Here is a 23,069-nt window from a genome sequence, read left to right as displayed (position 1 = left end):
AATCAATGCCGTGCACCTCTTCAAGCACAATCCGTGCCGGACAGCCGTGGGACGAGCCCGGCCATGACGAGAAACGACGACCAGGTGCCGCGCTGCTTCACCGCACCAGCTGCCGATAGTTCGCCGGCAGGGCGGCCCGCAGCTTGCCGAAGTCGGGGACGATGGCGTCGCCGCCGCGCCCGAACAGCGCCGGGAAGCAGCTCTGCGCGGTCGCGTCGATGGTGACGCCGAACACCGTGAGGCCGGTCCGGCGCGCCTCCTGCACGGCCTTTCGCGTGTCCTCGACGGCGAAGCGGCCCTCGTAACGGTCGACGTCGTTCGGCTTGCCGTCGGTGAGCACCAGGAGGAGCGTCTTGCGGCTCGGCTCCTCGGCGAGCTGCTTCGCGGCGTGGCGCATGGCCGCGCCGATGCGGGTGTAGCAGCCGGGCTTGAGCGCGCCCATGCGCCGCGTCACCCGGGCGCTCATCGGCTCGGAAGAATCCGCCACGATGCCGAGGCGCACCCAGGTCCGCTTGCGTGACGTGACGGTGAGGATGCTGTGGCGGTCGCCGCAGGCGGCGAGCCCGTGCGCCGACACCGAGAGCGCCTCCTTCTCGACGGCGAGCATCCGGCGGCCGGATCCTCCTCGCCGCCGCAGCGGTTGCGGACATTGCCGATCTCGGGCGCGATACCAGCGCCCTCGCCGAGCAGCGTGTGGCAGTTGATGCCGCAGTTGATGCAGGAGTGCTTCTCCCGGACGTGCTTGCCGCGGGCGACGCTCGGGGTCAGCGTCGCCGCGTCGGTCGAGACGTTCGCCATGTGTCCCCATGGCTGTGCGCCGAGAGCCCGACGAAGATCACGAAGACGACGGCCGAGCCGCCGTGGACGACGTTCCGGGCCGCGGATTTGGGGAGGCGTTCGCCCATCGCGCCGGCGCGGTCCGGTCGACGGCCCGCCGTCCCCAGCTGCGCGAAGCCTTGGAGATGCCGGAATTTGCCTCGCAACTGCGCCGGCGATAGGGAGTCGGCGCCGCCCCGCCGGGCGGCCGGTGCAGTGATTCGCGCGGAGAGGTCGTGGCGCGAGGCGCCGCAATCTGCGCGGGAAGCGAGAGGTTCGAGGGGATGCGACGGGTGCTGAAAGCGATCGCGTGGGCCGGGCTCCTGGCCTGCGGGCTCGTCCCGACGGGTGCGACGGCACAGACCGACCTGACCGCCGGCAAGTCGCCGGCCCAGATGTTCTCGTCGGATTGCTCGGCCTGCCACAAGTCGGCGTCCGGCCTGTCGCGCGGGCGCGATCCGTCGAGCGTCGCGCGCTTCCTGCGCGAGCATTACACGTCGAGCCCCGCCAATGCGGGCGCGCTCGCCGGCTACCTGGCGGGGGTCGGCGGGGCCGCGCCGGCCGATCCGCGCGGCCGCGGCGGCCAGACCCCGGGGCGACAGGCGCCCGGCCAGGAGGAGGCGCGTCCGGTCGATCCGCGCACCGGTCAGCGGGCCGCCTCGGGCCGGCCGCCGCGCCAGCCGGTCGCGGCGGCGCCGGAGGAGGCGATCGTCCCGGCCGAGCGGCCCGCGCCGCGCCAGCGCCAGCAGCAGGCCGCGACGGCGGCCGACGGCCAGCCGGCGGCGGAGCACCAGCCCGCGCCGGACCGTGCGGTGCCGCCGCGTCGCAGCAACGAGCGGCTCGCCTCGACCCCGGTCGAGCGGCTGCGCCCCTACATGGCGGCGCACGAGCCGGCGAAGCCCGCCCCGGCCGGCGAGGTCGATCGCCAGCAGCGCCTCAAGGATTACGCCACGGTCGGCAGCGACGCCGAGGCGCTGCGGGCCGCCGCGCTCGCCGCCCGTCCGGCCGCGGCCCGGCAGGCCGCCCCGCCGCCCGCGGCAGGCGCCCCGGTCGAGCCGACCGGCGCGACGGCCCCGGTTGCTCCGACGGCGGTCACTCCGGCGGCGACCGAGGCCCCGAGCCCGGCCGGTCCGCCGATCGGCGGCGCTGCCCCGACCACCCAGTCCAACGAGGATCCGCGCTGACGCACGACCGCCCGGGTCGCGGCGGCTGCGGCGGCGGGGGACGGAGACGCCCGTGAACCCGGACCTGTTCGTTCCCTTCCTGGCGCTCACGCTGGTCCTGATCCTGACGCCGGGACCGATCGTCACCCTGATGATCTCGACCGGCGCGACCCAGGGCGCGCGCGCCGTGCTCGCCACCTCGGTCGGAACCATGGCCGGCAACAGCGTGCTGATCGGCACGGTGGCGTTCGGTCTCGGCGTCGTCATGGCCAAGGCCGCGGTGCTGTTCGAGGTGATCCGCTGGGCCGGCGTCGCCTACCTGATCTGGCTCGGCGTGCAGGCGTTCCGGCGCAGCGGCCGCGGTGCGTCGGTGCCCGAGGCGGGCGGCGTCCATGTCTCCCGCGGGTTCCTGGTGGCGGTCTCCAATCCCAAGACCATGGCGTTCTTCACGGCCTTCCTGCCGCAGTTCGTCGATCCCGCGCTCCCCGCGACCTTCCAGCTCGCCGTGATGGTGTCGGTCTCGGTGGTGCTGGCCGGGCTTCTCGACGCCGTGTGGGGGCTCGCGGCGGCGGCCGGGCGCGGCTGGTTCCTGGCGCCGTCGCGTCAGCGGCTGCTCGGCCGCGCCTCCGGCGTCGCCCTGATCGCCGGCGGAGTCTGGCTTGCGCTGTCGCGCCGTCCGGCCTGACGGGGCCGGTCATGCTGCATCGCGATACCAGCGGGTGCCTTGCCGACCCGCCCGCGGCAGGCTAGACCCGCGCGATGCTTCGCACAGCCCTCTATGCCGGGTCGTTCGACCCCGTCACCAACGGCCATCTGGACGTCGTCCGCCAGGCGGTCCGCCTCGCCGACCGTCTGGTGTTGGCGATCGGCATCCATCCCGGCAAGGTGCCGCTGTTCTCGGCCGCGGAGCGCACCGCCATGCTGGAGGAGACGTGCCGGCCGGTCGCCGCCGACGCGGATTGCGAGATCAAGTGCATCACGTTCGACGGCCTGGTCGTCACGGCGGCACGGGAGCAGGGCGCGGTCGCGCTGATCCGCGGCCTGCGCGACGGCACCGACCTCGATTACGAGATGCAGCTCGCCGGCATGAACGGCGCCATGGCGCCCGAGATCGCCACCGTGTTCCTGCCGGCGTCGCCCTTGGCGCGCCCGATCACCGCCACACTGGTTCGCCAGATTGCCGCCATGGGCGGGGACGTCTCGACCTTCGTGCCGCCGGCCGTCGCCGCGCGGCTGAAGGCGAGGTTCGCCGCCCGGGCGACCTGACGGACCGGCCGGCGTGCGGCCCGTGGCGATTCACGCCCGCCGTTCCGCCGCGCGACCGTCCGGACCGCCCGCCGCCTGTTCATGTAACCGCGCTCGTCGCGCCCACGCCGCTCCATCGCAACGCCAAGGACGCTTCATGATCCGCTTGCTCGCCGCGCTCGCCGTGCTGATGCTCTCGGTCTCGGCTCAGGCCCAGCCGCTGCCGGCCGGCCTCGATCCGCAGAACACGATCCTGCTCGACACCAAGGACGGCCGCGTCGTCATCAAGCTGCGGCCCGACCTTGCGCCGCAGCACGCCGAGCGCATCAAGCTGCTGACGCGCGAAAAGTTCTACGACAACGTGCCGTTCCACCGCGTCATCGACGGCTTCATGGCGCAGACCGGCGACGGCCAGCGCGGCAACGGCACGGGCGGTTCGAAGTATCCCGACCTGCCGGCCGAGTTCTCCAACGTGCCCTACAAGCGCGGCATCGTCGGCATGGCCCGCTCTTCCGACCCGAACTCGGCCAACAGCCAGTTCTTCATCATGTTCGCCGAGACCCCCGGCCTCAACGGCAAGTACACGGTGGTCGGCGAGGTGGTGCGCGGCATGGACGTGGTCGACAAGGTGAAGAAGGGCTCGCCGGCCGACAACGGCCGCGTCACCAACCCCGACAAGATCGTCCGCATGCAGGTCGCCGCCGACGCCAAGTGACGGCGGGGTGACGGCACCGCGGGCGTCGTGATCGGCCCATGTCGATCACGAGCGTCATGATCATCTATCGGCGGCGCGGGCCCGCGTCGGCTCGAGCCGCCGATCCGGTTCAGAGAGCTTCGATTCCAACCAAAGGACTTCCCACGTGAGCGACGTCACCGAGAACACCCTTCTGCTCGAGACCACCCAGGGCCCGGTCACCATCGAGATGCGGCCCGACCTCGCGCCCGGCCATGTCGCGCGCATCAAGGAGCTGGTGCGCAGTAAGTTCTACGACGGCATCGTGTTCCACCGCGTGATCGAGGACTTCATGGCGCAGACCGGCTGCCCGCACGGCACCGGCACGGGCGGCTCGGGCCAGAAGCTGAAGGCCGAGTTCTCGCGCGAGAAGCACGTGCGCGGAACCGTCTCGATGGCGCGCGCCCAGAATCCGGATTCGGGCGACAGCCAGTTCTTCATCTGCTTCACCGAGGCGCCCTGGCTCGACGGCCAGTACACGGTGTGGGGCAAGGTGACGTCCGGCATGGAGAACATCGACAAGATCAAGCGCGGCGAGCCGGTCAGCGATCCCGACAAGATCGTCTCGGCCCGCATGGCCGCCGACGCCGCGGCGTAATATCCTTCGACAAGGCCGTGTCTTCGCTTCACCTCTCCCCGGCGGGGAGAGGTCGGTGCTCGCGCGGTAGCGCGAGCACCGGGTGAGGGGGCGCCCCCCTCTCGATGGAGACATCGACGCTCGTTCCCCCTCACCCCGACCCTCTCCCCGACGGGGAGAGGGAGTCCCGCCGTGCTCGCGGCGTCGCCCCTGGACGTCGGCATCGTCGGGAGGAGTGAGGATCCGAACGCGACTTGGGCCATCCCATGCGCACCGATCTGTTCGACTTCGACCTCCCGCAAGAGCGCATCGCGCTGCGGCCCGCGAGCCCGCGCGATTCCGCGCGGCTGCTCGTCGTGCGGCCACGCGCCGGCGCCGGCGCCGACGCCGCGCCTGCGCTCGAAGACCATGTCGTGCGCGATCTGCCGTCGCTGCTGCGGCCGGGCGATCAGCTCGTCGTCAACGACACCAAGGTGATCCCGGCGCAGCTGTTCGGCCGGCGGCTCGGCCGCGGCGCCGAGGTGGCGATCGAGGCGACGCTGGTCGAGCGGCGCGACGGCGCGCGCTGGCGTGCGCTGGTCAAGGGCTCGAAGAAGCTGGTCGTCGGCGACACGGTGCGGTTCGGCGACGAGGGCAAGGTCTGCTTCCTCGGCCAGCTCGACGCGACCGTGGAGGAGAAGGGCGAGGGCGGGGCCGTGACGCTCGCCTTCGCGTTCCACGGGCCGGTGCTCGATCAGGCGATCGCCGAGCGCGGCGTCATGCCGCTGCCGCCCTACATCGCGGCGCGCCGGCCGGCCGACGAGCAGGACCGCGCCGACTACCAGACGCTGTTCGCCCGCCGAGAGGGCGCCGTCGCGGCGCCCACGGCGGGCCTGCATTTCACCGACGATCTTCTGGCGCGCCTGCACGACGCCGGGATCGGGCTGCACGCCGTCACGCTGCATGTCGGTCCGGGCACGTTCCTGCCCGTCAAGGCTGACGACACGGCGGATCATGAGATGCACGCCGAATACGGCGTGGTGAGCGAGGCCACCGCCACGGCCCTCAACGTCGCGCGAAAGAACGGCGGCCGCATCGTCGCGGTCGGCTCCACCTCGCTGCGTCTCCTGGAAAGCGCCGCCGACCCGGACGGCACGATCCGCCCGTTCGCGGCCGAGACCGCGATCTTCGTCACGCCGGGCTATCGGTTCCGCGCCGTCGACGTGATGATGACCAACTTCCACCTGCCGCGCTCGACCCTGTTCATGCTGGTCGCGGCCTTCTCGGGCCTCGACACCATGAAGCGCGCCTACGCCCATGCGATCGCCGCCGGATATCGCTTCTATTCCTACGGCGACGCTTGCCTGCTGTTGCGCGGCGATCGCCGGGTCGGCGCGTGACCGGCGCTCGCGGACCCGACAACAACCGATACGTATTAATCCTGTACAGGCTCGAAAAACCCGTGCAGTGTGGCCCGATCCGACGATCCTGATCCTCGAATCGAGCCGGCGCCGTCATGACCGAACGACGACGTTTCTGCCTGATCCTCGTCAAGCCGTCGCATTACGACGACGAGGGCTACGTCATCCAGTGGTTCCGCTCGCCGATCCCGTCGAATTCGCTCGCGGCGCTCTACGGTATTGCAAAGGACTGTGCGGCCCGGCAGGTGCTGGGTCCGGATGTCGCGATCGACATCCACGCCTTCGACGAGACCAATACCCGCATCCGCCCGAACACGCTCGCGGCGATGATCCGGGACGCCGGCTCCGGCATGGTGATGCTGGTCGGCGTGCAGTCGAACCAGTTCCCGCGCGCCCTCGATCTGGCGCGGCCGCTGCGCGCCGCCGGGATCGCGGTGGCGGTCGGCGGCTTCCACGTCTCCGGCGTCACCGCGATGCTGGGCGGCGTCGACCGCGATCTCGACGCGGCGCGCGCGCTCGGCCTCACGCTGTTCGCCGGCGAGGCGGAAGGACGGCTCGACCGGGTGCTGCAGGATGCGGCGGCGGGGCGACTCGCGCCGCTCTACGACTACATGGACGATCTGCCCGGCATCGAGGGCGCGCCGATCCCGCTGATGGCGGCCGAGCGGGTTCAGCGCACGGCGGGCGCGGCGACCAGCTTCGACGCCGGGCGCGGCTGTCCCTACCAGTGCTCGTTCTGCACCATCATCAACGTGCAGGGACGAAAGTCGCGCCGCCGCTCGCCCGACGACGTCGAGACGATCGTGCGCACCAACTACGCGCAGGGCCTACGCAGCTTCTTCATCACCGACGACAACTTCGCCCGCAACAAGGACTGGGAGCCGATCCTCGACCGGCTGATCCATCTGCGCGAGGTCGAGAAGCTCGACATCGGCTTCATCATCCAGGTCGACACGCTGTGCCACAAGCTGCCGGGCTTCATCGAGAAGGCGGCGCGGGCGGGGGTGCGGCGGGTGTTCATCGGGCTCGAGAACATCAACCCGCAGAACCTCGCCGACGCCAAGAAGCGGCAGAACAAGATCACCGAGTATCGCGAGATGCTGCTGGCGTGGAAGTCGGTGCGCGTGATCACGTATGCGGGCTACATCCTGGGCTTCCCGGCCGACACGCGCGAGTCGATCATGCACGACATCGACGTGATCAAGCGCGAGCTGCCGGTCGATCTTCTGGAGTTCTTCTACCTGACGCCGCTGCCGGGCTCGGAGGATCATCGCCGGCTCGTCAAGACCGGCGTGCCGCTCGATCCCGACCTCAACCGCTACGACCTCAACCACATCTGCGCCCCGCATGCGAAGATGTCGCCGGCCGAGTGGAACGACGCCTACCGGACGGCGTGGCAGCGCTACTATACGATCGACCACATCACGACGATCCTGAAGCGCGTCGCGGCGAGCGGCGGCAACGCCTCGAACGCCTTGTTCCTGATCACCTGGTTCAAGGGCTCGATCGACTTCGAGCGCATCCATCCGCTGGAATCGGGCTTCCTTCGGCTCAAGTCGCGCACCGACCGGCGCCCGGGCTTTCCGCGCGAATCCGTGCTGACCTTCTACCCGAGCTACTGGGTCCAGACGGCCGTCAAGCTGGTGCAGTGGGGCATGCTCTACATGCGGCTGCGCCGCATCTATCTGCGCATCAAGCACGACCCGAACAAGTTCGCCTACACGGATACGGCGATGAGCGCCTGGGACGCCGACGCGCCGGGTCACGAGCTGTTCGAGAGCGACGCGGCGCGCGCCTTCGTCGACCAGCAGCGCCGCGTGCAGGAGGCGAAGACCGCCGGCGTCGCCGCCCTCGGCGTGCCGACCGCCGCGGCCGCCGAGGGAGCGTGAAGGAAGCGAGGCGTCAGTCGTTCCGGGGCGCCGCACAGCGGCGAGCCCGGAACCCATAGCCCCTGTCCATCGTGAGCCACCGGCTCCGGGGATATGGATCCCGGGCTCGCGGGCGGCGCCCGCGCCCCGGGACGACGGGGCAGGGATGTGGCGCCGGCTTGCCCGTCGTCGCGCGCCCGCCTAGAACGGCCTCCCGTTCGACACACTCCGTTCGGCACACCTCGTCCCGAAGGCGTTTCCGCTTGAAGTTCACTCCTCTCGCCACCGACGGCGTCGCCCGGCTGGGCACGCTCGAGACGCCGCACGGCATCGTGCGGACGCCCGCCTTCATGCCGGTCGGCACCCAAGCCGCCATGAAGGGCGTGCATTGGCACGAGGTGCGCGAGACCGGCGCCGACATCGTGCTGTCCAACACCTATCACCTGATGCTGCGGCCCGGCGCCGAGCGCATCGCCCGGCTCGGCGGCCTGCACGCCTTCATGGGCTGGTCGGGACCGATCCTCACCGACTCGGGGGGCTTCCAGGTGATGTCGCTCTCCGAGCTGCGCAAGGTCGACGAGAGCGGCGTCACGTTCCGCTCCCACATCGACGGCGCCACCGTCGTGCTGTCGCCGGAGCGGGCCGTGGAGATCCAGCGTCTCCTCGGCTCCGACATCGCCATGCAGCTCGACGAATGCGTGGCGCTGCCGGCCGAGCGGGCCGAGATCGACCGCGCGATGCGGCTCTCGTTACGCTGGGCGGAACGTTGCAAGCGCGCCTTCGAGCCGGACCTCCCGAGCGGCCGCGCCCTGTTCGCGATCGTCCAGGGCGGCGACGACGTGGTGCTCCGGCAGGAAAGCGCGCGCGCGCTGGTGGCGATGGACTTCCAGGGCTACGCCATCGGCGGCCTCGCGGTCGGCGAGCCGCAGGCCACCATGCTGGCGATGATCGAGGAGGTGGCGCCGCTCTTGCCGACCGACCGGCCGCGTTATCTGATGGGGGTCGGCACACCCGACGATCTGTTGAAGAGCGTGGCGCGCGGCGTGGACATGTTCGACTGCGTGCTGCCCACCCGCAACGGCCGCCACGGCCTCGCCTACACGCGGCGCGGTCCGGTGAATCTGAAGAACGCCCGTCACGCCGAGGATCCGCGGCCGCTCGACCCGGAGAGCCCGTGCCGAATCGCCCGCGAGGTGCCACGCGCCTACTTGCATCATCTGATCAGGGCCAACGAGACGCTCGGCGCCATGTATCTCAGCGTCGTCAACATCGCGTACTTCCAGACGTTGATGCAGGGTATCCGGGCCGCCATCGCCGAGCGTCGCTTCGCCGACCATGCGGCGCAGGTGACGGCGACGTGGGCGCAGGGTGACGTGCCGGCGCTGTGAGGCTAGGCTGCGGCGATCTGCCTCGTCTGGCGGTGGCCGACGTTCTCCGATTCGAAACGGTTCGCCGCTAGACCGCCTTCCACCCCCCGCGCGCCCGGGCGCTCTGCCGGACGCGCTCCCCGGACGGCGCCGCTCGGGTGCCGTCCCGACGAGGCCCCGCCCGCCCGGGTGCGGGCCGGATCACCGAAAGACCGGAGGACCGGCATGAAGAAAACCTTGGCCACCCTCGTCGCCGTCGCCGCGACCCTCGTCGCCGGCTCGGCGATCGCCCAAAACTATCCGGATCGGCCGGTGCGCGTGACGGTGCCGTTCGGCGCCGGCGGCGTCGCCGATCTCACGGTGCGCATCGTCACCGAGAAGCTCGGCCAGAAGCTCGGCCAGCGCTTCATCATCGAGAACATGCCGGGCGCCGGCGGCATCGCCTCGGCGCGTGCCGCGCTCTCCGCGGCACCGGACGGCTACACGCTGACGTTGCTCTCGAACGGCAATGCCGTCTCGGTGCCGCTGTTCAAGAGCCTTCCATACGATCCGGTGAAGGACTTCGTGCCGATCTCGATCCTCGGCACCTTCGACTTCATCCTCGGCGTCAACGCCTCGTCGGCCTACAAGACGCTCGACGACGTGCTCGCCTACGGCAAGCAGAATCCCGGCAAGCTGAATGTCGGGACCATCAATGTCGGCAGCACCCAGAACCTCTCGGCCGAGCTGTTCAAGTCACAGACGGGGTTGAACTTCTACGTCGTGCCGTATCGCGGTACGCCGGAGGTGATCATCGCGCTGCTGCGCGACGACGTGAACGTGATGATCGACACCTATGCGGCGATGAAGTCGAACCTGCAGGACAACAAGATCCGGCCGCTCGCGACGACCGGTGCCGAGCGCTCCGAGATTCTGCCCGACGTGCCGACCGTGATGCAGTCCGGCGTCAAGGACTACGACGTGACGTCGTGGAACGCGCTGTTCGCACCGGCCGGCACGCCGCCCGCCGTGATCGAGACGCTCAACAAGGCCCTGCGCGAGGTACTGGCCGATGCCGACGTGAAGAAGCGGCTGCTCGAGCTCGGCATCTCGGCGCGCCCGACCTCGCCCGAGGAGCTGTCGAAGCGCCTGAAGGACGACATCGCCAAGTGGGGCGCCGTCATCGAGAAGGCCGGCATTCCGAAGCAGTGATCGACTCACGACAGCCTTCGCCGTCTGCCGCTCTCTCCGTCGTCACGGCCGGGCTCGTCCCGGGCATCCACGATCGTGCTGGTGCGCCCGTCCGGTCGTGGATTCCCGCGACGAGCGCGGACATGACGGGTCATACCAACGGCGACGGATCCTGACTCTCCCCGTCACCCAGAGGTGCCCGACGGAGCCGGCCCTCGAAGGGCGACGGCCAGCGATCTCGGGCTTGCCCGAGATCGACACCATCGAAACCCAAGTCGGCAACACCGACTTGAGTGGCCGACATCCTTCGAGGCTCGACCTTCGGTCGAGCGCCTCAAGATGACGGATCGAAGTCCAGGACCGTTGGTATCGGGAGATACGATGCCCTGCGCGCGACCGCGGAACCGCCCCGGGACGACCGTTCGGCCTCACGCGTCCTTCGGCTTGACGAAGGCGAACAGGCCGACGTCGATGACGCCGAGGCGGAAGCCGGTCTCGCAATAGGCAAGGTAATACTCCCACATGCGCCGGAATCGCCGATCGAAGCCGAGCGGCTCGATCGCCGGCCAGGCGGCCACGAAGCGGTGTCGCCATTCCGCGAGCGTGCGGGCGTAGCTCCGGCCGAAGGCGTGCTCGGCCGCCGGCACGAGGCCGGCGCGCCGCGCATGCTCGATCATCATGGCGCGGGTCGGCAGCATGCCGCCCGGAAAGATGTAGCGCTGGATGAAGTCGGGATTCCGGCGATAGCTGTCGAACCGGCTCGCCTCGATGGTGATGGCCTGGATCACGGCGCTGCCGCCGGCCTTCAGGCGGGCGAACAGCGTCTCGAAATAGACCGGCCAGTACTTCTCGCCGACGGCCTCGATCATCTCGATCGACACGACGCGGTCGAACAGGCCGTCGACGTCCCGGTAGTCCTGCAAGCGAAGGTCGCTGGCCTCGGACAGGCCGGCCTCGGCGAGGCGGCGCTGCGCGAAGGCGAGCTGCTCCGACGACAGCGTGAGCCCGGTGACGCGGCAGCCGGCCGCCGCGATGCGCTCGGCGAGCGCGCCCCAGCCGCAGCCGATCTCCAGCACGCGCTCGCCGCCGGCGAGCCCGAGCATCGCCACGATACGGTCGAGCTTGTCGCGCTGCGCATCCTCCAGCGACTGGTCGGCATCACTGTAGATCGCCGACGAGTAGGTCATGCTGCGGTCGAGCCACGCCGCATAGAACGCGTTGCCGAGATCGTAATGGGCCGCGATGTTGCGGCGGCTGCCGCGCTTGGTGTTGGCGCGGTTCTTGTGACGCAGCCGGTCGAGCAGGCGCTCGGTCCGCAGCCCCGCATAGACGTCGGCGAGCCCGGTGTCGTTCTCGGAGAACATCGTCAGCAGGGCGGGCAGGTCGGGTGTCGACCAGTCGCCGTCCATGTAGGACTCGGCGAAGCCGAGATCGCCGCGCCACAGCACCCGCCACATCGGACGCCAACGGTGCAGGATCCAGGTCGCGGCGGTGCCGGGCCGGCGGCCGCGATGCTCGATGCGCTCGCCGCTCGGCAGCTGCACGGTAAGGCTGCCGACGTCGAGCCGGCGCAGCACCCGGGCGAGCAGAAGATGAGCGAGCGAGCGGCGCGGCCGCAGCGCGGCGGCTGCGGGCGCTGCGGTTTCGGCGCCCGCGGCGTCGCAGACGCTGCCGGCGTCGCAAGGAGAGACGTGACTCATGCTCCACTCCACACGATCGGGCTCCGCAGATTTCAGGCCCGGACGATGGTGACCGGGCGGGCCGGCGCGGCCACGTGGGGCCGCAAGCCGACGCCCTTGCGCCACAGCTTGAGCGCCTCCCAGTGGATCGCCGCGATCACCTTCAAGGTGACCAGCGGGTGCGCCAGGAAGGTCTTCAGGAGCGCCCCGTCGGTGAGCGCGCGGCGCTTTCCCGTGAGCGCGGCGACGATCATGGGATCGCCCGCCTGCACGCCCCGGATCGCGACGCCGACCGTCTCGCTCGGGGGCGACACGCGGAACTCGTAGCGCAGGTCCATGTCCATGAACGGCGAGACGTAGAACAGCTTGTCGCACTCCTGGCGAACCGCGCCGCCGGCGTCCGGTTCCGTCGGGATCAGATAAGTGTGCCGCTCGCCGAACGTGTTGGTCACCTCGTACAGCACGGCGGCGAGCGTGCCGTCCGCACGCCGGCAGAAATAGACGCTGAGCGGATTGAACACGTAGCCCAGCACCCGCGGCATCGTGAGGATCTGCACCGAGCCGTCGGGAACGGCGATGCCGGCCTCGGCCAGCATGCGGTCGATCTGCGCGCGCAGCGGCTCGGCGGCGGACGGGCCGGCGCCGTGGTCGGCGTCGCTGAACGTGAACAGGTTCAGGCGGTCGCGCGAGAAGAAGCGGAGCCGGGCGGCGAGCGCGTCGATCTCGGCGAGATCGAGCAGCATCCAGAAGCAGCGGTAGCGCAGTGCATGTGCCCGTGGCTTGAGGCGGCGATGGACCACGGCCCCGGTGTAGAGCGCGGAGCGCGACGCCGCGGCGCTGATGGGGATGGTCGTCATGCCGGCAGCGTCGGTTGCGGCACGCGCATGCGCGCCGGATCGAGCGGAATGCGGCCGCTCTCGTTCGGCACGATCCACGGCCGGCGCACGCCGCCGATCGCCTCGGCGACGGCGAGCCCGGCCTGCAGGCCGTCCTCGTGGAAGCCGGCGCCGAAATGGGCGCCGCAGTACCAGGTGTTGCCGTTGCCCTGCAGGGACCAGAGCCGGCGCTGGGCCGCGCAGGCGGCGAGGTCGAACAGCGGGTGCTCGTAGATCTCGGTCTGGATCAGGGTGCCGGGGCGGGGCGGGCGCGGCGGGTTCAGCGTCACGAACAGCGGCGTCTCGGCTGGGAGATGCTGCAGCGTGTTCATCCAGTAGGTGACGGTGACGCGCGGCCGGTCGTCGGGACCGGTGCGGGTTCCGATCACGTTCCAGCTCGACCAGGCGGCGCGCCGCTTCGGCATCAGGCTGTCGTCCGTGTGGAGAACAGCGACGTTGCGAGTATAGCGGAACGCGCCGAGCAGCGCACGCTCGTCGAGCGTCGGGTCGGCCAGCATGGCGAGCGCCTGGTCGGCATGGGTGGCGATCACCACGTGGTCGAACGTCTCGGCGTCGCCGGCGTGGTCGGTCACGGTGACGCCGGCCGCCGTCCGCTTGATCACGGCGACGCCACGGTCGAGCCTGATTCTGTCGCGGAAGTTGCGGGCGAGCCGCTCGACATAGGTGGCGCTGCCGCCCGCCACGGTGCGCCACACCGGGCGGTCGACGAACTTCAGGAGGCCGTGGTTCTCGTGGAAGCGGATGAACGCCGCGGCCGGATACTCCAGCATCTCCTGCGGGGCGGCCGACCAGATGGCGCCTGCCATCGGCAGCAGGTGGTCGTCCCGGAAGGCGCGCGAATAGCCCTCGCGCTCGAGATAATCGCCGAGCGTGACGTGGACCTCGTCGAGTCCGCCGACGTCGGCCGGGGCGCGACGATAGAACCGCACCAGGCCGGCCAGCATCGACCAGAACCGCGGCCGCAGCAGATTGCGCTTCTGGGCGAGCAGCGCCGAGAACGTTCCGCCGCCGTATTCCAGGGCGCCGTCGTCGAGCGACACGGCGAGCGACATGTCGGTCGGCAGCGTCGGCACGTCGAGATGGCGGAACAGGGCGGTGAGGTTGGGATAGGTCGTCTCGTTATAGACGATAAAGCCGGTGTCGACCGGGACGCCGCCGTGCCGGGGGGGAGTCCGCACCGTGTTGGAATGGCCGCCGATCCGGTCGGCCCGCTCGTAGACGGTGACGTCGTGAGCCTGCGACAACAGCCAGGCCGCCGCCATGCCGGAAATGCCGGTGCCGACCACCGCGATCTTCAAGCGCGGCCCGTGCGAACCCGGCCCGTGCGAACCCGGTCCGTGCGAATGCGGCGCGTGCGAATGCGGCGCGTGACCGTCGCTCATTTTTAGCCCCCCCCCCTGGGGCCGGCCCGCCACGTCGCGTCCGGCTGATGTCCGGCCGTTTACGCCCCACCCATGGCATTGGATCACCAGTCGGATCCGGCTGCGATCGCGCGGCCGGGCGGACGACTGATCCAAGCCGTGGCAGGCGCCGTAGAGGGGGGCATGCTTGTTCGAACCGCCGTTCCCGTTCAGACTCTCCCGGTCGGCGCCGTCGCGGCGCTGGTCGATCGCGGCCGGCTGCCGCGGCGGGTCCGAGCGGGGGAGGGCATGGCGACGATCGAGGGAGCGAAGGAGGGCGTGCGGGACCACGACCGGCTGATCGAGGCGATCGCGGAGCGCGGGGACCGCGAGGCCTTCAAGACCTTGTTCGCGCACTACGCCCCGCGCGTGAAAGCGTTCCTGATGCGCTCCGGAACGGCGGCCGATCTGGCCGAGGAGCTCGCCCAGGAGACGCTGGTCACGGTGTGGCGCAAGGCGGCGCTGTTCGATGCGGCGAAGGCGGGCGCCTCGGCCTGGATTTTCGCCATCGCCCGCAACCTGCGCATCGATACGGCGCGGCGGCAGCGGCGCGAGGCCCTGCACGCCATGGCCGAGGATCCGGAGCCGGAGCTCAGCCCGCCGCCCGACCACGATGTCGAGGCGGGCGAGCGCCAGCAGCGGGTGCGGGCCGCGCTCGATCATCTGCCGATCGAGCAGCGCCGTATCGTGGAGTTGTCCTTCTTCGAGGGACGGGCGCACGGCGACATCGCCGGGCTGCTCGACATCCCGCTCGGAACCGTCAAGTCGCGTCTGCGTCTCGCCATGAACCGGATGCGCGTTCTCTTGGGTGATCTGACATGACCGTGGCACACCATCCCACCGAGGAGACTCTCGCGGCCTTCGCGGCCGGCTCCCTCGACGAAGGCCGCATGCTCGTGGTGGCGGCGCATCTCGCCGCCTGCCCCGACTGCCGCAGGACCGTCCGCATGCTGGAGGCGACCGGCGGGCTGATGCTCGACGACCTCGCCCCCGCCGAGATGGCCGCCGACGGGCTGGCGCGGGCGATGGCCGAGATCGATGCGCCCCCGATCGCACCGTCCGCCGGGCACGCCGCGCCCTTTCCGGCGCCGCGTCCGACCCGGGCGGACGTGATCCCCGGCCTGCGGCCCGAGCACCAGGCGCTGCTGGCGCCTTACGAGATGGGACCGTGGAAGTGGATCGGGCCGGGCGTGTCGTGGCGCCAGATCGCCGCGCCGACCCTGCCGGGCGGCCGCGTGTTTCTGTTGAAGGCCGCCGGCGGCACGCTGCTGCCCGACCATACCCACACCGGCACCGAGCTGACCTGCGTGCTCACCGGCGCCTTCCGGCACGAGCACGGCCGCTACGGACCGGGCGACGTCGACGAGGCGGACGACGAGGTCGACCATACGCCGGTCGTCGAGGCCGGGTCCGACTGCATCTGCCTCGTCGCCATGCAGGGACGGCTCAAGCTCAACGGCCTGCTCGGCCGTGTGCTGCAACCGTTCGTGCGATTGTGAGTTGCCGTCGTTCCGGGACGCGCGCGTGAGCGCAGACCTGAGCGTTCGCGATGAGACGGTCTCGAGTCGTGGTTTAGTCTCACCGTCACCCTACGGAGGCTGCGGGTTCCGCGCGTGAGCGCGGGAGCGTCAGCCCTCGAAGGGCGGACGGCATCGATCGCGGGCTCGCCCGAGATCGACACAGCCGAAGCCCAAGTCGGCGACGCCGACTTGGGTGGCCGCATCCTTCGAGGCCCGGCTGCGCCGGGCACCTCGGGATGATGGATTTTTGGTCGAGCTCGTTTGCCGTTCGGGATTTCCATGGTCCTCTCCCTCCAGCTCCTCGCCGCCCTGGTGATCGCCGCCGTCGCCTTCTCGATGGTGATGGCGGTCGCGACCGTGGTCGAGCGCCGCACCGGCAACGCCGGCTGGGTCGACACCATCTGGACCTTCGGGCTCGGCACCGTCTGCGCCGGCGCGGCGGTGGCCCCGCTCGGGCTCGACGGCTGGCCGGCGGCCCGCCAGCTCCTCGTCGCCGGGTTGGTCGCCGCCTGGTCGGTCCGGCTCGGCAGCCACATCGCGGCGCGGGCGCTCAAGATGGGCGACGATCCGCGCTATGCGGCGCTGCGCCGGCAATGGGGCCGGCACGCCGAGCGCAAGATGGCGATGTTCCTGCAGATGCAGGCGCTGGTCTCGATCCCGATGATCGCGACCGCGCTGCTCGCCGCGCACCGGCCGGCGCCCGGTCTCGGCCTTCCGGATCTGATCGGTCTGGCGCTGGTCGTGGCCGGCATCGCCGGCGAGGGGATCGCCGACCGTCAGCTCCGCGCCTTCCGCGAGACCAGGGCCGCGAAGGGGCGCATCTGCGACGACGGCCTGTGGGGCTGGTCGCGCCACCCGAACTACTTCTTCGAATGGCTCACCTGGGTCGGCCTCGCCGTGATCGCGCTCGACCTCTCGGGTGCGTACTGGATCGGCTGGCTGGCGCTCGGTGGCCCGGCCTGCATGTACTGGCTGCTCGTCCATGTCTCTGGCATCCCGCCGCTCGAGGAGCACATGGAGGCGCGCCACCGCGAGGCCTTCCGGGCCTACAAGGCGCGCGTCAGCGCCTTCTTTCCGCTGCCGCCGAAATCCTCGACGGCGTGACGCGCCTTCTCGACCAAGGAGCACCCCCGATGAGCCTGATCGCCGCCGCGATCGGCGGCGCCGAGCGCCTGCCGATCCCCGATACGCTGACCCGCGCCGGCATATCGTTCCTGGTCGGCCGCACCCGGCAGGCGCTGGGCGCCGTCGATCCGGCGCTGGAGCGGCGCTTCGCGGCCGACATGGCGGCGCATCCGATCGCCGTCCACACGAGCGAGGCGAACGCTCAGCATTACGAGGTGCCGGCCGCCTTCTTCGCCCATGTGCTCGGACCGCGGCGAAAGTACTCGTGCTGCCTCTACGGCGACGGCGCCGAGACCTTGGCGCAGGCCGAGGAGCGGGCGCTCGCCGAGACGGTGGCGCATGCCGACCTCGCCGATGGCCAGCGCATCCTGGAGCTCGGCTGCGGCTGGGGCTCGCTGTCGCTCGCCATGGCCGAGCGGTTCCCGAACGCCCGCATCACGGCCGTGTCGAACTCGCGCTCGCAGCGCGCATCGATCGAAGGGGAGGCGCTGCGCCGCGGCCTCGGCAACCTCACCGTCGTCACGGCCGACATGAACGCCTATGCGACGACGCAGACCTTCGATCGCGTCGTGTCGGTCGAGATGTTCGAGCACATGTCGAACTGGCAGGCCTTGCTCGGGCGCGTCCGTGGCTGGCTCGCCCCCGAGGGGCGCCTGTTCCTGCACGTGTTCAGCCACCGGAGCGCGCCCTACCGGTTCGACCACCGCGACAAGACCGACTGGATCGCCCGCCACTTCTTCACCGGCGGCATCATGCCGAGCCACGGGCTCATTCGCGCCTTCGATGCGTTCGACGTCGAGGCGGAGTGGCGGTGGAGCGGCACGCACTATGCCCGCACGGCGGAGGACTGGCTGACGAACTTCGACCAGAACCGCGCCGCGATCGATCCGATCCTGCGCGACGTCTACGGTGCCGACGCCGGCCTGTGGGCGCGCCGCTGGCGGCTGTTCTTCCTCGCCACGGCCGGCCTGTTCGGCCACGCCGACGGCGCCGAATGGGGCGTCAGCCACTACCGGCTGAAGCCGGCGGCGTGAAGCTGCGGTCGGCGTCGCATCGATCAGCGGGGTTTCGATAAATTGAAAGTCCGACGCTTTGCAGTCGGTCGTTGAAGTGCTCATATCGAATCGTGGGTCGATCCGTCGCGCGGAGGCCACGATGAGCTGGCAATGGCATGTTTGGCGTTGGCTCTTCGATGGCCAGCGTGTCGTGTGGAGCTCGGTTCTGCTGTTCGTGCTTCCGGACTGCGCGCCCCATGTCGATCCGAAGATCATCGCGAAGCTCGGCGGCAAGGCGGACAAGCGGGTCATTCTCGAGGAGATCTACCGGCTGCTCGGGATCCTGGACACGAAAGCATCGGCGCTGATGCGCTACAATGGCGTCATTCTCGCGGTCGCCACGTTGATGATCCGCCCCGGGCCGGTTCCGCCGGCCGCGCCACCGCCCTACATCCAGCCGATCATCTATCTGACGTTGTTCTCGATTCTTCTCTGCTTGTTCGTCGTCGGGGTGTTCTGGCGGTTTCTCGACTTCGTCGACCCGCACGCGGCTGCCGAGGCGCAGATCGACCACGAGCTCGACATGATTCGGCGCGTGCTGGTTCTTCGGGAAGGCTTTTATCAGTTGGCGTGGCTGCTTTCGGCGGCGGTCTCGGTGCTGCTGGTGATGAGTCTTCCGCATTTGGTGAAGGCCGCCGGCGCCGGATGAAACACGAGCCGCCATCTGCTAGGTTGAGTCCAGGCGGTGGTCCCCTGTCGCACGAGGTCGCCGCAGCAGAGGCCGGCTGTCGGCCGCCGCTCTCCGGAGGACCGCCATGACCACTTGTTCCGGCGTTCCGGCGATCGATCTCGTTCCGGTGTCGTCGCTGGCGCCCGATGATCGAGAACTCTGTGCGGCAGCGGCAGCGGCGGCGGCGCGGGCCTACGAGCCGTACTCCGGCTTTTCCGTGGGGGCCGCGGTGCGCACCAGGAGCGGTGCGATCCACAGCGGCTCGAACCTCGAAGTCGCGGCCTATCGGCTCGGGACGTGCGCCGAGGTGACGGCGATCTCCAGGGCCAACGCCGACGGCGACTTCGACATCACGACGATCGCGATCGTCGGTCACCCGACCGGACGTCCCGGGGCGGGCCTCGAGATCGTCACGCCGTGCGGCGGATGCCGACAGATGATCATGGAGGCGAGCCAAGTCGCCGGCGGCGACATCAAGGTCATCTCCTGCGACGGCACCCTGACGCGTTGCCTGGTCGCGCCGATTTCGGTGCTCCTGCCTTATGCATTCGGCCCGCGGAATCTCGGGATCGACGTCGCCCGGCATCGCCGTAAAGCGTGAAGACGGCCGCCGCGAACCGCGTCCTCACGGCGGCGGTCGCGCCGGCGCGAGGGTCACGGCCCCAGCCTCGTCTCGCCTGCAGCGGCAATATGACAAGGCCGGGGCCGTGAACACGACCGGGATGGCTGACCACCGGTCGTGTGTCGGACGTTCTCACCCCGCTGATGATACCTCACCCCGCCGACCGTACAGGGGCGAAGCGCGGGGTGGGCGCGACGGGCGAGAATCGCGGTGCCGCGTCACGCCGCAGATGGGGCCTCGTCACGACCCGAACCAGTGACGCGACGCCGCAGCGGCGCCGTAGCCGGCGGCGCCGGCGATGGCGGTCAGCACGGCGCCCCAGGCGATGTCGGCCAGCGTGAGCTGCAGCGTCCAGTTGCGCAGCGTCGCGTAGTTCGTGAGATCGTAGGTCGCGTAGGCGAGCGCACCGAACAGCGCGCCCCAGCCGATCGCCGGCAGGATGCTCTCCTCGCGCAGCGCCGGCGCCACCGCGAAGGCGATCACGCCGATCGGATAGATCAGATAGAAGACGATGGCCGGCGGAAAGCGCGGCGCCTCCAGAAGAATGTCGCCCAGCGTCGGGCGATAGAGCAGGGGCCCCATCTTGGACAGCCAGACGAAATCGATGGCGACGAAGGCGACCAGAACGGCCACGTAGGCGATGGCGTAGGGCAATGGAACGGTCCTGCACTGAACGAGCACCGGCACTACGCCGCCGTCGTGCCGCTGGATCACCGCCACCCGACGATCCTGATCGTCGCCGTCGCCCGTGGGATACGGCGTGCCGTGCCGAGAGGAGGGCGGAGATGCCGCACCCTGATCCGGGCGGTGCTTCCCGTCGTATTCGCCGCGATCTATAGGAAAGGACGACGCATGACCCCCGCCCTGCAGGCTCTCGACCCGACACTCGACCCGACACTGGACACGGCTCTGGACACGATGGCGAAGCGCACCAAGGACCACGACGCCCCGGGCGGCCGCAGTCGGACCGAACGCGGGAAGATCGAGCGTCCCAAGATCGAGCGTCCTTCGCGGGCCGAGGTGGAGGCGGCGTTCCGCACCATCCTGCGCTGGACCGGCGACGATCCGGACCGCGAGGGCCTTCTGGAGACGCCGGCCCGCGCGGCCCGCGCCTACGAGGAGTTCTTCAAGGGCTATCGCGAGGATCCGGCCGCGATTCTGCGCAAGACCTTCGACGAGACCGCCGGCTACGACGAGATGGTGGTGCTGCGCGGCGTCCGCTTCGAGAGCCATTGCGAGCACCATATCGTGCCGATCATCGGCCGCGCCTGGGTCGCCTATGTGCCGAACGGCCGGGTGGTCGGCATCTCCAAGCTGGCGCGGGTCGTCGAGGTCTACGCGAAGCGGTTGCAAATCCAGGAGAAGATGACGGCCCAGATCGCCGACACGATCCAGGACGTGCTGGACCCGCAGGGCGTCGCCGTCGTCATCAAGGCGCAGCACCACTGCATGTCGACCCGCGGCGTCCACAAGCACGACACCGACATGGTGACGAGCCGCATGACCGGCGTGTTCCGCGACAACACCGCGACCCGCCAGGAATTTCTGTCGCTGATCGACTAGACGACAGCGCGCGTCGCGACGACACGGTGTCTTCGCGACACGGTGTCTTCGCGACACGGTGTCTTCGCGACACGGTGTCTTCGCGAAACGGTGTCTTGGCGACGGGGCCGTCGCGACTCCGCCGTCGTGGCGGCCGTCACAGATTGTCGCCGACGAGCGCCTCGCAGACCGCGTCGGTGACCATTGCCGTGGTCGCGCTGCCGCCGAGATCGGGCGTGTGCAGGCGCGGATCGGCCGTGACCCGCTCGACGGCACGCATCAAGCGCGCGGCCGCGGCGGTCTCGCCGAGATGCTCGAGTATCATCGCGCCCGACCAGAAGGTGGCGATCGGGTTGGCGATGCCCTTGCCGGTGATGTCGAAGGCGGAGCCGTGGATCGGCTCGAACATCGACGGGAACTTGCGTTCGGGGTTGATGTTGCCGGTCGGCGCGATGCCGAGCGAGCCGGCCAATGCGGCGGCAAGATCGGAGAGAATGTCGGCGTGCAGGTTGGTGGCCACGATGGTGTCGATCGTCGCCGGCTTGGTCACCATCCGCATGGTCATCGCGTCGACCAGCATCTTGTCCCAGGTGACGTCGGGGAACTCGGTCGCGACCTCGGCGGCGATCTCGTCCCACATCACCATCGCGTGGCGCTGGGCGTTCGACTTGGTGACGACGGTAAGCAGCTTTCGCGGGCGCGACTGCGCGAGGCGGAAGGCGTAGCGCATGATGCGGGTGACGCCGACGCGGGTGAACATCGCGACGTCGGTCGCGGTCTCGTAGGGAAAGCCCTGGTGGACACGGCCGCCGACGCCGGCGTACTCGCCCTCCGAGTTCTCGCGCACGATCACCCAGTCGAGCTCGGGGCCCGAGACGGCGCGCAGCGGGCTCGTTATTCCGGGAAGGATTCGGGTCGGCCGCACATTGGCGTACTGATCGAACGGCTGGCAGATGGCGAGGCGCAGGCCCCACAGCGTGACGTGATCGGGCACGTCGGGCGCGCCGACGGCGCCGAAGAAGATCGCGTCGTGCGAGCGGATCTGGTCGCGGCCGTTCTCCGGCATCATCCTGCCGTGCTGCCTGTACCAGGCCGAGCCCCAGTCGAAGTGATCGACGGCGAGGCGGAAGCCGCCGTCGCGCGCCGCGCAGACCGCGAGTGCCTGCAGGCCGGCCGCGATCACCTCCGTCCCGATCCCGTCGCCCGGGATCGCCGCGATCCGATACTCCCGCATCTGTGCTCCACCGTCTCGTCCGCCGTCGGCCCGACGCCGCGTGCGACCTCGCGGTCGCGGCTGCGATCTGCGATGCGTGTTGCAATGCATGCCGACTTCCATGCAAGTTATCGAATCCGCCCTGGTGCGTCCATTGCCCGTCGTCGATCTTCCATCGGAGCTTCCATGCAACGACGATTGAATGCCCCGGATCGCGGTGCACGCGTGACCGCTCGGGGCAGCGGGGCGCCGCTCGGCCCCACGGCTGCCGTGGCGACGCCCGGGGGGCCGACGGCCGAGGCCACGTCGTCGTCGCTGGTGGAGAACGCCTATCGGGCCATGAAGGCGGCGGTGCGCGACAACGTGTTCGCGCCAGGCTATCAGGGCTCCGAGCAGGAGATCGCGCTGACGCTCGGGATGAGCCGCACGCCGGTCCACGAGGCTTTGATCCGCCTGCAGGAGGAGGGGCTGGTGCGCGTGCTGCCGAAGCGCGGCATCCAGGTCTGTGCGCTCTCGCCCGACGACATGCGCGAGATTTACGATCTGATCGCGACCCTCGAAGGTCGCGCCGCCGAGGCGATCGCGGCGGCCGCCGACGCGCCGAGGCGGGCGGCGCTCGAAGCGCTCGACGCGATCAACGCCGACATGAAGGCCGCGCTGGCGCGCGACGACCTCGACGCCTGGGCGCGCGCCGACGACCGCTTCCACCGCGCGCTCGTCGAGCGTTGCGGCAACGCGCGGCTCGCCCGCGCGGTCGCGGCCGTGATGGACCAATCGCATCGCGCCCGCACGGTGACGCTGCGGCTGCGCGTGAAGCCGACCCGCTCGCTGAAAGAGCACCTCGCCGTGACGGCGGCGATCCGCAAGGGCGACGCCCCGCGCGCCGGGGCGCTTGCCCGCGCCCATCGCGAGCACGCCCGCGACGAGCTGCTCCCGCTCCTGGAAAAGCTCGGCCTGCGGCATCTGTAGAGCCGTCGGATTTCCGGAGCGTATTCAGAAAGAAAGTCC

At 70.2% G+C, this 23,069-nt stretch carries 22 protein-coding genes and 2 pseudogenes; 17 read left to right on the top strand and 7 right to left on the bottom strand.

The window, feature by feature from the left end:
• Window positions 1-97: 97 nt before the first annotated feature.
• Window positions 98-616: pseudogene (locus ACFSOX_RS14670) on the bottom strand (nitric oxide reductase activation protein NorD); the annotation flags it as partial.
• Window positions 616-905: pseudogene (locus tag ACFSOX_RS14665) on the bottom strand (c-type cytochrome); the annotation flags it as partial. The pseudogenes ACFSOX_RS14665 and ACFSOX_RS14670, both read right to left, overlap by 1 nt.
• A 204-nt stretch (window positions 906-1,109) precedes the next feature.
• Between ACFSOX_RS14665 and ACFSOX_RS14660 the strand changes: the two are divergent.
• The 9 genes from ACFSOX_RS14660 to ACFSOX_RS14620 all read left to right on the top strand — a co-directional run bounded on the left by ACFSOX_RS14660 (window position 1,110) and on the right by ACFSOX_RS14620 (window position 10,360).
• Window positions 1,110-2,000, top strand: coding sequence for a hypothetical protein (locus tag ACFSOX_RS14660; RefSeq protein WP_378478554.1), 891 nt, complete (start codon window positions 1,110-1,112; stop codon window positions 1,998-2,000).
• A gap of 52 nt (window positions 2,001-2,052) precedes the next feature.
• Complete coding sequence (locus ACFSOX_RS14655) at window positions 2,053-2,664, top strand: LysE family translocator (protein WP_378478553.1); 612 nt, start codon at window positions 2,053-2,055, stop codon at window positions 2,662-2,664.
• Window positions 2,665-2,738: 74 nt separating this feature from the next.
• On the top strand, window positions 2,739-3,245 hold the full coding sequence (coaD, locus tag ACFSOX_RS14650; protein ID WP_378478552.1) for a pantetheine-phosphate adenylyltransferase: 507 nt from the start codon (window positions 2,739-2,741) through the stop codon (window positions 3,243-3,245).
• Between the two features lie 136 nt (window positions 3,246-3,381).
• Window positions 3,382-3,939, top strand: a complete 558-nt coding sequence (locus tag ACFSOX_RS14645; protein WP_378478551.1) for a peptidylprolyl isomerase — start codon at window positions 3,382-3,384, stop codon at window positions 3,937-3,939.
• 145 nt (window positions 3,940-4,084) lie between these two features.
• Window positions 4,085-4,555: a peptidylprolyl isomerase gene (locus tag ACFSOX_RS14640; protein WP_378478550.1), complete on the top strand. Its 471-nt coding sequence runs from the start codon at window positions 4,085-4,087 to the stop codon at window positions 4,553-4,555.
• 245 nt (window positions 4,556-4,800) lie between these two features.
• Window positions 4,801-5,913 carry a tRNA preQ1(34) S-adenosylmethionine ribosyltransferase-isomerase QueA gene (queA, locus tag ACFSOX_RS14635; RefSeq protein ID WP_378478549.1) on the top strand — a complete coding sequence of 371 codons (1,113 nt, stop codon included), beginning with the start codon at window positions 4,801-4,803 and terminating at the stop codon, window positions 5,911-5,913.
• Between the two features lie 116 nt (window positions 5,914-6,029).
• The gene (locus ACFSOX_RS14630) at window positions 6,030-7,823 is read left to right on the top strand and encodes a B12-binding domain-containing radical SAM protein (protein ID WP_378478548.1); all 1,794 of its coding nucleotides are present in this window, start codon (window positions 6,030-6,032) and stop codon (window positions 7,821-7,823) included.
• A gap of 242 nt (window positions 7,824-8,065) precedes the next feature.
• Window positions 8,066-9,190 (top strand): tRNA guanosine(34) transglycosylase Tgt, encoded by a 1,125-nt coding sequence (tgt, locus tag ACFSOX_RS14625; protein ID WP_378478547.1) that lies wholly within the window; start codon window positions 8,066-8,068, stop codon window positions 9,188-9,190.
• 204 nt (window positions 9,191-9,394) lie between these two features.
• Complete coding sequence (locus ACFSOX_RS14620) at window positions 9,395-10,360, top strand: Bug family tripartite tricarboxylate transporter substrate binding protein (protein WP_378478546.1); 966 nt, start codon at window positions 9,395-9,397, stop codon at window positions 10,358-10,360.
• Window positions 10,361-10,767: 407 nt separating this feature from the next.
• Here ACFSOX_RS14620 and ACFSOX_RS14615 read toward each other — a convergent pair whose 3' ends face one another.
• The 3 genes from ACFSOX_RS14615 to ACFSOX_RS14605 are packed head-to-tail and all read right to left on the bottom strand — an operon-like array spanning window position 10,768 to window position 14,212.
• Entirely contained in the window at window positions 10,768-12,039 is a 1,272-nt protein-coding gene (locus ACFSOX_RS14615; protein ID WP_378478545.1) for a class I SAM-dependent methyltransferase, read from the bottom strand.
• Window positions 12,040-12,071: 32 nt separating this feature from the next.
• Window positions 12,072-12,875: a DUF1365 domain-containing protein gene (locus tag ACFSOX_RS14610; RefSeq protein WP_378478544.1), complete on the bottom strand. Its 804-nt coding sequence runs from the start codon at window positions 12,873-12,875 to the stop codon at window positions 12,072-12,074.
• Window positions 12,872-14,212, bottom strand: a complete 1,341-nt coding sequence (locus ACFSOX_RS14605) for an NAD(P)/FAD-dependent oxidoreductase (protein ID WP_378478543.1) — start codon at window positions 14,210-14,212, stop codon at window positions 12,872-12,874. The genes ACFSOX_RS14610 and ACFSOX_RS14605 overlap by 4 nt, the downstream gene beginning before the upstream one ends.
• A 246-nt stretch (window positions 14,213-14,458) precedes the next feature.
• Between ACFSOX_RS14605 and ACFSOX_RS14600 the strand changes: the two genes are divergently transcribed.
• The 6 genes from ACFSOX_RS14600 to ACFSOX_RS14575 all read left to right on the top strand — a co-directional run bounded on the left by ACFSOX_RS14600 (window position 14,459) and on the right by ACFSOX_RS14575 (window position 19,285).
• Window positions 14,459-15,136, top strand: a complete 678-nt coding sequence (locus ACFSOX_RS14600) for a sigma-70 family RNA polymerase sigma factor (protein ID WP_378478542.1) — start codon at window positions 14,459-14,461, stop codon at window positions 15,134-15,136.
• A complete protein-coding gene (locus ACFSOX_RS14595; RefSeq protein ID WP_378478541.1) occupies window positions 15,133-15,813 on the top strand; it encodes a ChrR family anti-sigma-E factor in 681 nt (226 codons plus the stop codon). Before ACFSOX_RS14600 ends, ACFSOX_RS14595 begins: the two co-directional genes overlap by 4 nt.
• A gap of 300 nt (window positions 15,814-16,113) precedes the next feature.
• Window positions 16,114-16,938: a DUF1295 domain-containing protein gene (locus tag ACFSOX_RS14590; protein WP_378478540.1), complete on the top strand. Its 825-nt coding sequence runs from the start codon at window positions 16,114-16,116 to the stop codon at window positions 16,936-16,938.
• Between the two features lie 29 nt (window positions 16,939-16,967).
• A complete protein-coding gene (locus tag ACFSOX_RS14585) occupies window positions 16,968-17,993 on the top strand; it encodes an SAM-dependent methyltransferase (RefSeq protein WP_378478539.1) in 1,026 nt (341 codons plus the stop codon).
• 58 nt (window positions 17,994-18,051) lie between these two features.
• Window positions 18,052-18,663, top strand: a complete 612-nt coding sequence (locus ACFSOX_RS14580; RefSeq protein WP_378478538.1) for a hypothetical protein — start codon at window positions 18,052-18,054, stop codon at window positions 18,661-18,663.
• A gap of 148 nt (window positions 18,664-18,811) precedes the next feature.
• A complete protein-coding gene (locus tag ACFSOX_RS14575) occupies window positions 18,812-19,285 on the top strand; it encodes a cytidine deaminase (protein WP_378478537.1) in 474 nt (157 codons plus the stop codon).
• A gap of 261 nt (window positions 19,286-19,546) precedes the next feature.
• Here the strand turns inward: ACFSOX_RS14575 and ACFSOX_RS14570 are convergent, their stop codons facing one another.
• The gene (locus tag ACFSOX_RS14570) at window positions 19,547-20,026 is read right to left on the bottom strand and encodes a DUF2177 family protein (RefSeq protein ID WP_378478536.1); all 480 of its coding nucleotides are present in this window, start codon (window positions 20,024-20,026) and stop codon (window positions 19,547-19,549) included.
• A gap of 132 nt (window positions 20,027-20,158) precedes the next feature.
• Between ACFSOX_RS14570 and folE the strand changes: the two genes are divergently transcribed.
• Complete coding sequence (gene folE / locus ACFSOX_RS14565; RefSeq protein WP_378478535.1) at window positions 20,159-20,869, top strand: GTP cyclohydrolase I FolE; 711 nt, start codon at window positions 20,159-20,161, stop codon at window positions 20,867-20,869.
• Window positions 20,870-21,005: 136 nt separating this feature from the next.
• Here the strand turns inward: folE and ACFSOX_RS14560 are convergent, their stop codons facing one another.
• Window positions 21,006-22,082, bottom strand: a complete 1,077-nt coding sequence (locus ACFSOX_RS14560; RefSeq protein WP_378478534.1) for a tartrate dehydrogenase — start codon at window positions 22,080-22,082, stop codon at window positions 21,006-21,008.
• Window positions 22,083-22,331: 249 nt separating this feature from the next.
• On the opposite strand from ACFSOX_RS14560, the gene ACFSOX_RS14555 reads away from it, so the two are divergent.
• Window positions 22,332-23,030 carry a GntR family transcriptional regulator gene (locus tag ACFSOX_RS14555; protein ID WP_378478560.1) on the top strand — a complete coding sequence of 233 codons (699 nt, stop codon included), beginning with the start codon at window positions 22,332-22,334 and terminating at the stop codon, window positions 23,028-23,030.
• Window positions 23,031-23,069 lie beyond the last annotated feature (39 nt).

Origin of the sequence: Rhodoplanes azumiensis, from assembly GCF_042682915.1 — a bacterium.
Classification (GTDB): Bacteria; Pseudomonadota; Alphaproteobacteria; order Rhizobiales; family Xanthobacteraceae; genus Rhodoplanes; species Rhodoplanes azumiensis.
Note: the sequence above shows the minus strand (reverse complement) of the source record. Positions and strands in the feature narration are given on the sequence as shown.

Bases quoted from the DNA above. Each gene is read 5' to 3' on its own strand.
- coaD (WP_378478552.1), top strand. From the start codon at position 2,739: ATGCTTCGCACAGCCCTCTATGCCGGGTCGTTCGACCCCGTCACCAAC.
- ACFSOX_RS14645 (WP_378478551.1), top strand. From the start codon at position 3,382: ATGATCCGCTTGCTCGCCGCGCTCGCCGTGCTGATGCTCTCGGTCTCG.
- queA (WP_378478549.1), top strand. From the start codon at position 4,801: ATGCGCACCGATCTGTTCGACTTCGACCTCCCGCAAGAGCGCATCGCG.
- ACFSOX_RS14630 (WP_378478548.1), top strand. From the start codon at position 6,030: ATGACCGAACGACGACGTTTCTGCCTGATCCTCGTCAAGCCGTCGCAT.
- ACFSOX_RS14620 (WP_378478546.1), top strand. From the start codon at position 9,395: ATGAAGAAAACCTTGGCCACCCTCGTCGCCGTCGCCGCGACCCTCGTC.
- ACFSOX_RS14615 (WP_378478545.1), bottom strand. From the start codon at position 12,039: ATGAGTCACGTCTCTCCTTGCGACGCCGGCAGCGTCTGCGACGCCGCG.
- ACFSOX_RS14610 (WP_378478544.1), bottom strand. From the start codon at position 12,875: ATGACGACCATCCCCATCAGCGCCGCGGCGTCGCGCTCCGCGCTCTAC.
- ACFSOX_RS14600 (WP_378478542.1), top strand. From the start codon at position 14,459: ATGCTTGTTCGAACCGCCGTTCCCGTTCAGACTCTCCCGGTCGGCGCC.
- ACFSOX_RS14595 (WP_378478541.1), top strand. From the start codon at position 15,133: ATGACCGTGGCACACCATCCCACCGAGGAGACTCTCGCGGCCTTCGCG.
- ACFSOX_RS14590 (WP_378478540.1), top strand. From the start codon at position 16,114: ATGGTCCTCTCCCTCCAGCTCCTCGCCGCCCTGGTGATCGCCGCCGTC.
- ACFSOX_RS14585 (WP_378478539.1), top strand. From the start codon at position 16,968: ATGAGCCTGATCGCCGCCGCGATCGGCGGCGCCGAGCGCCTGCCGATC.
- folE (WP_378478535.1), top strand. From the start codon at position 20,159: ATGACCCCCGCCCTGCAGGCTCTCGACCCGACACTCGACCCGACACTG.
- ACFSOX_RS14560 (WP_378478534.1), bottom strand. From the start codon at position 22,082: ATGCGGGAGTATCGGATCGCGGCGATCCCGGGCGACGGGATCGGGACG.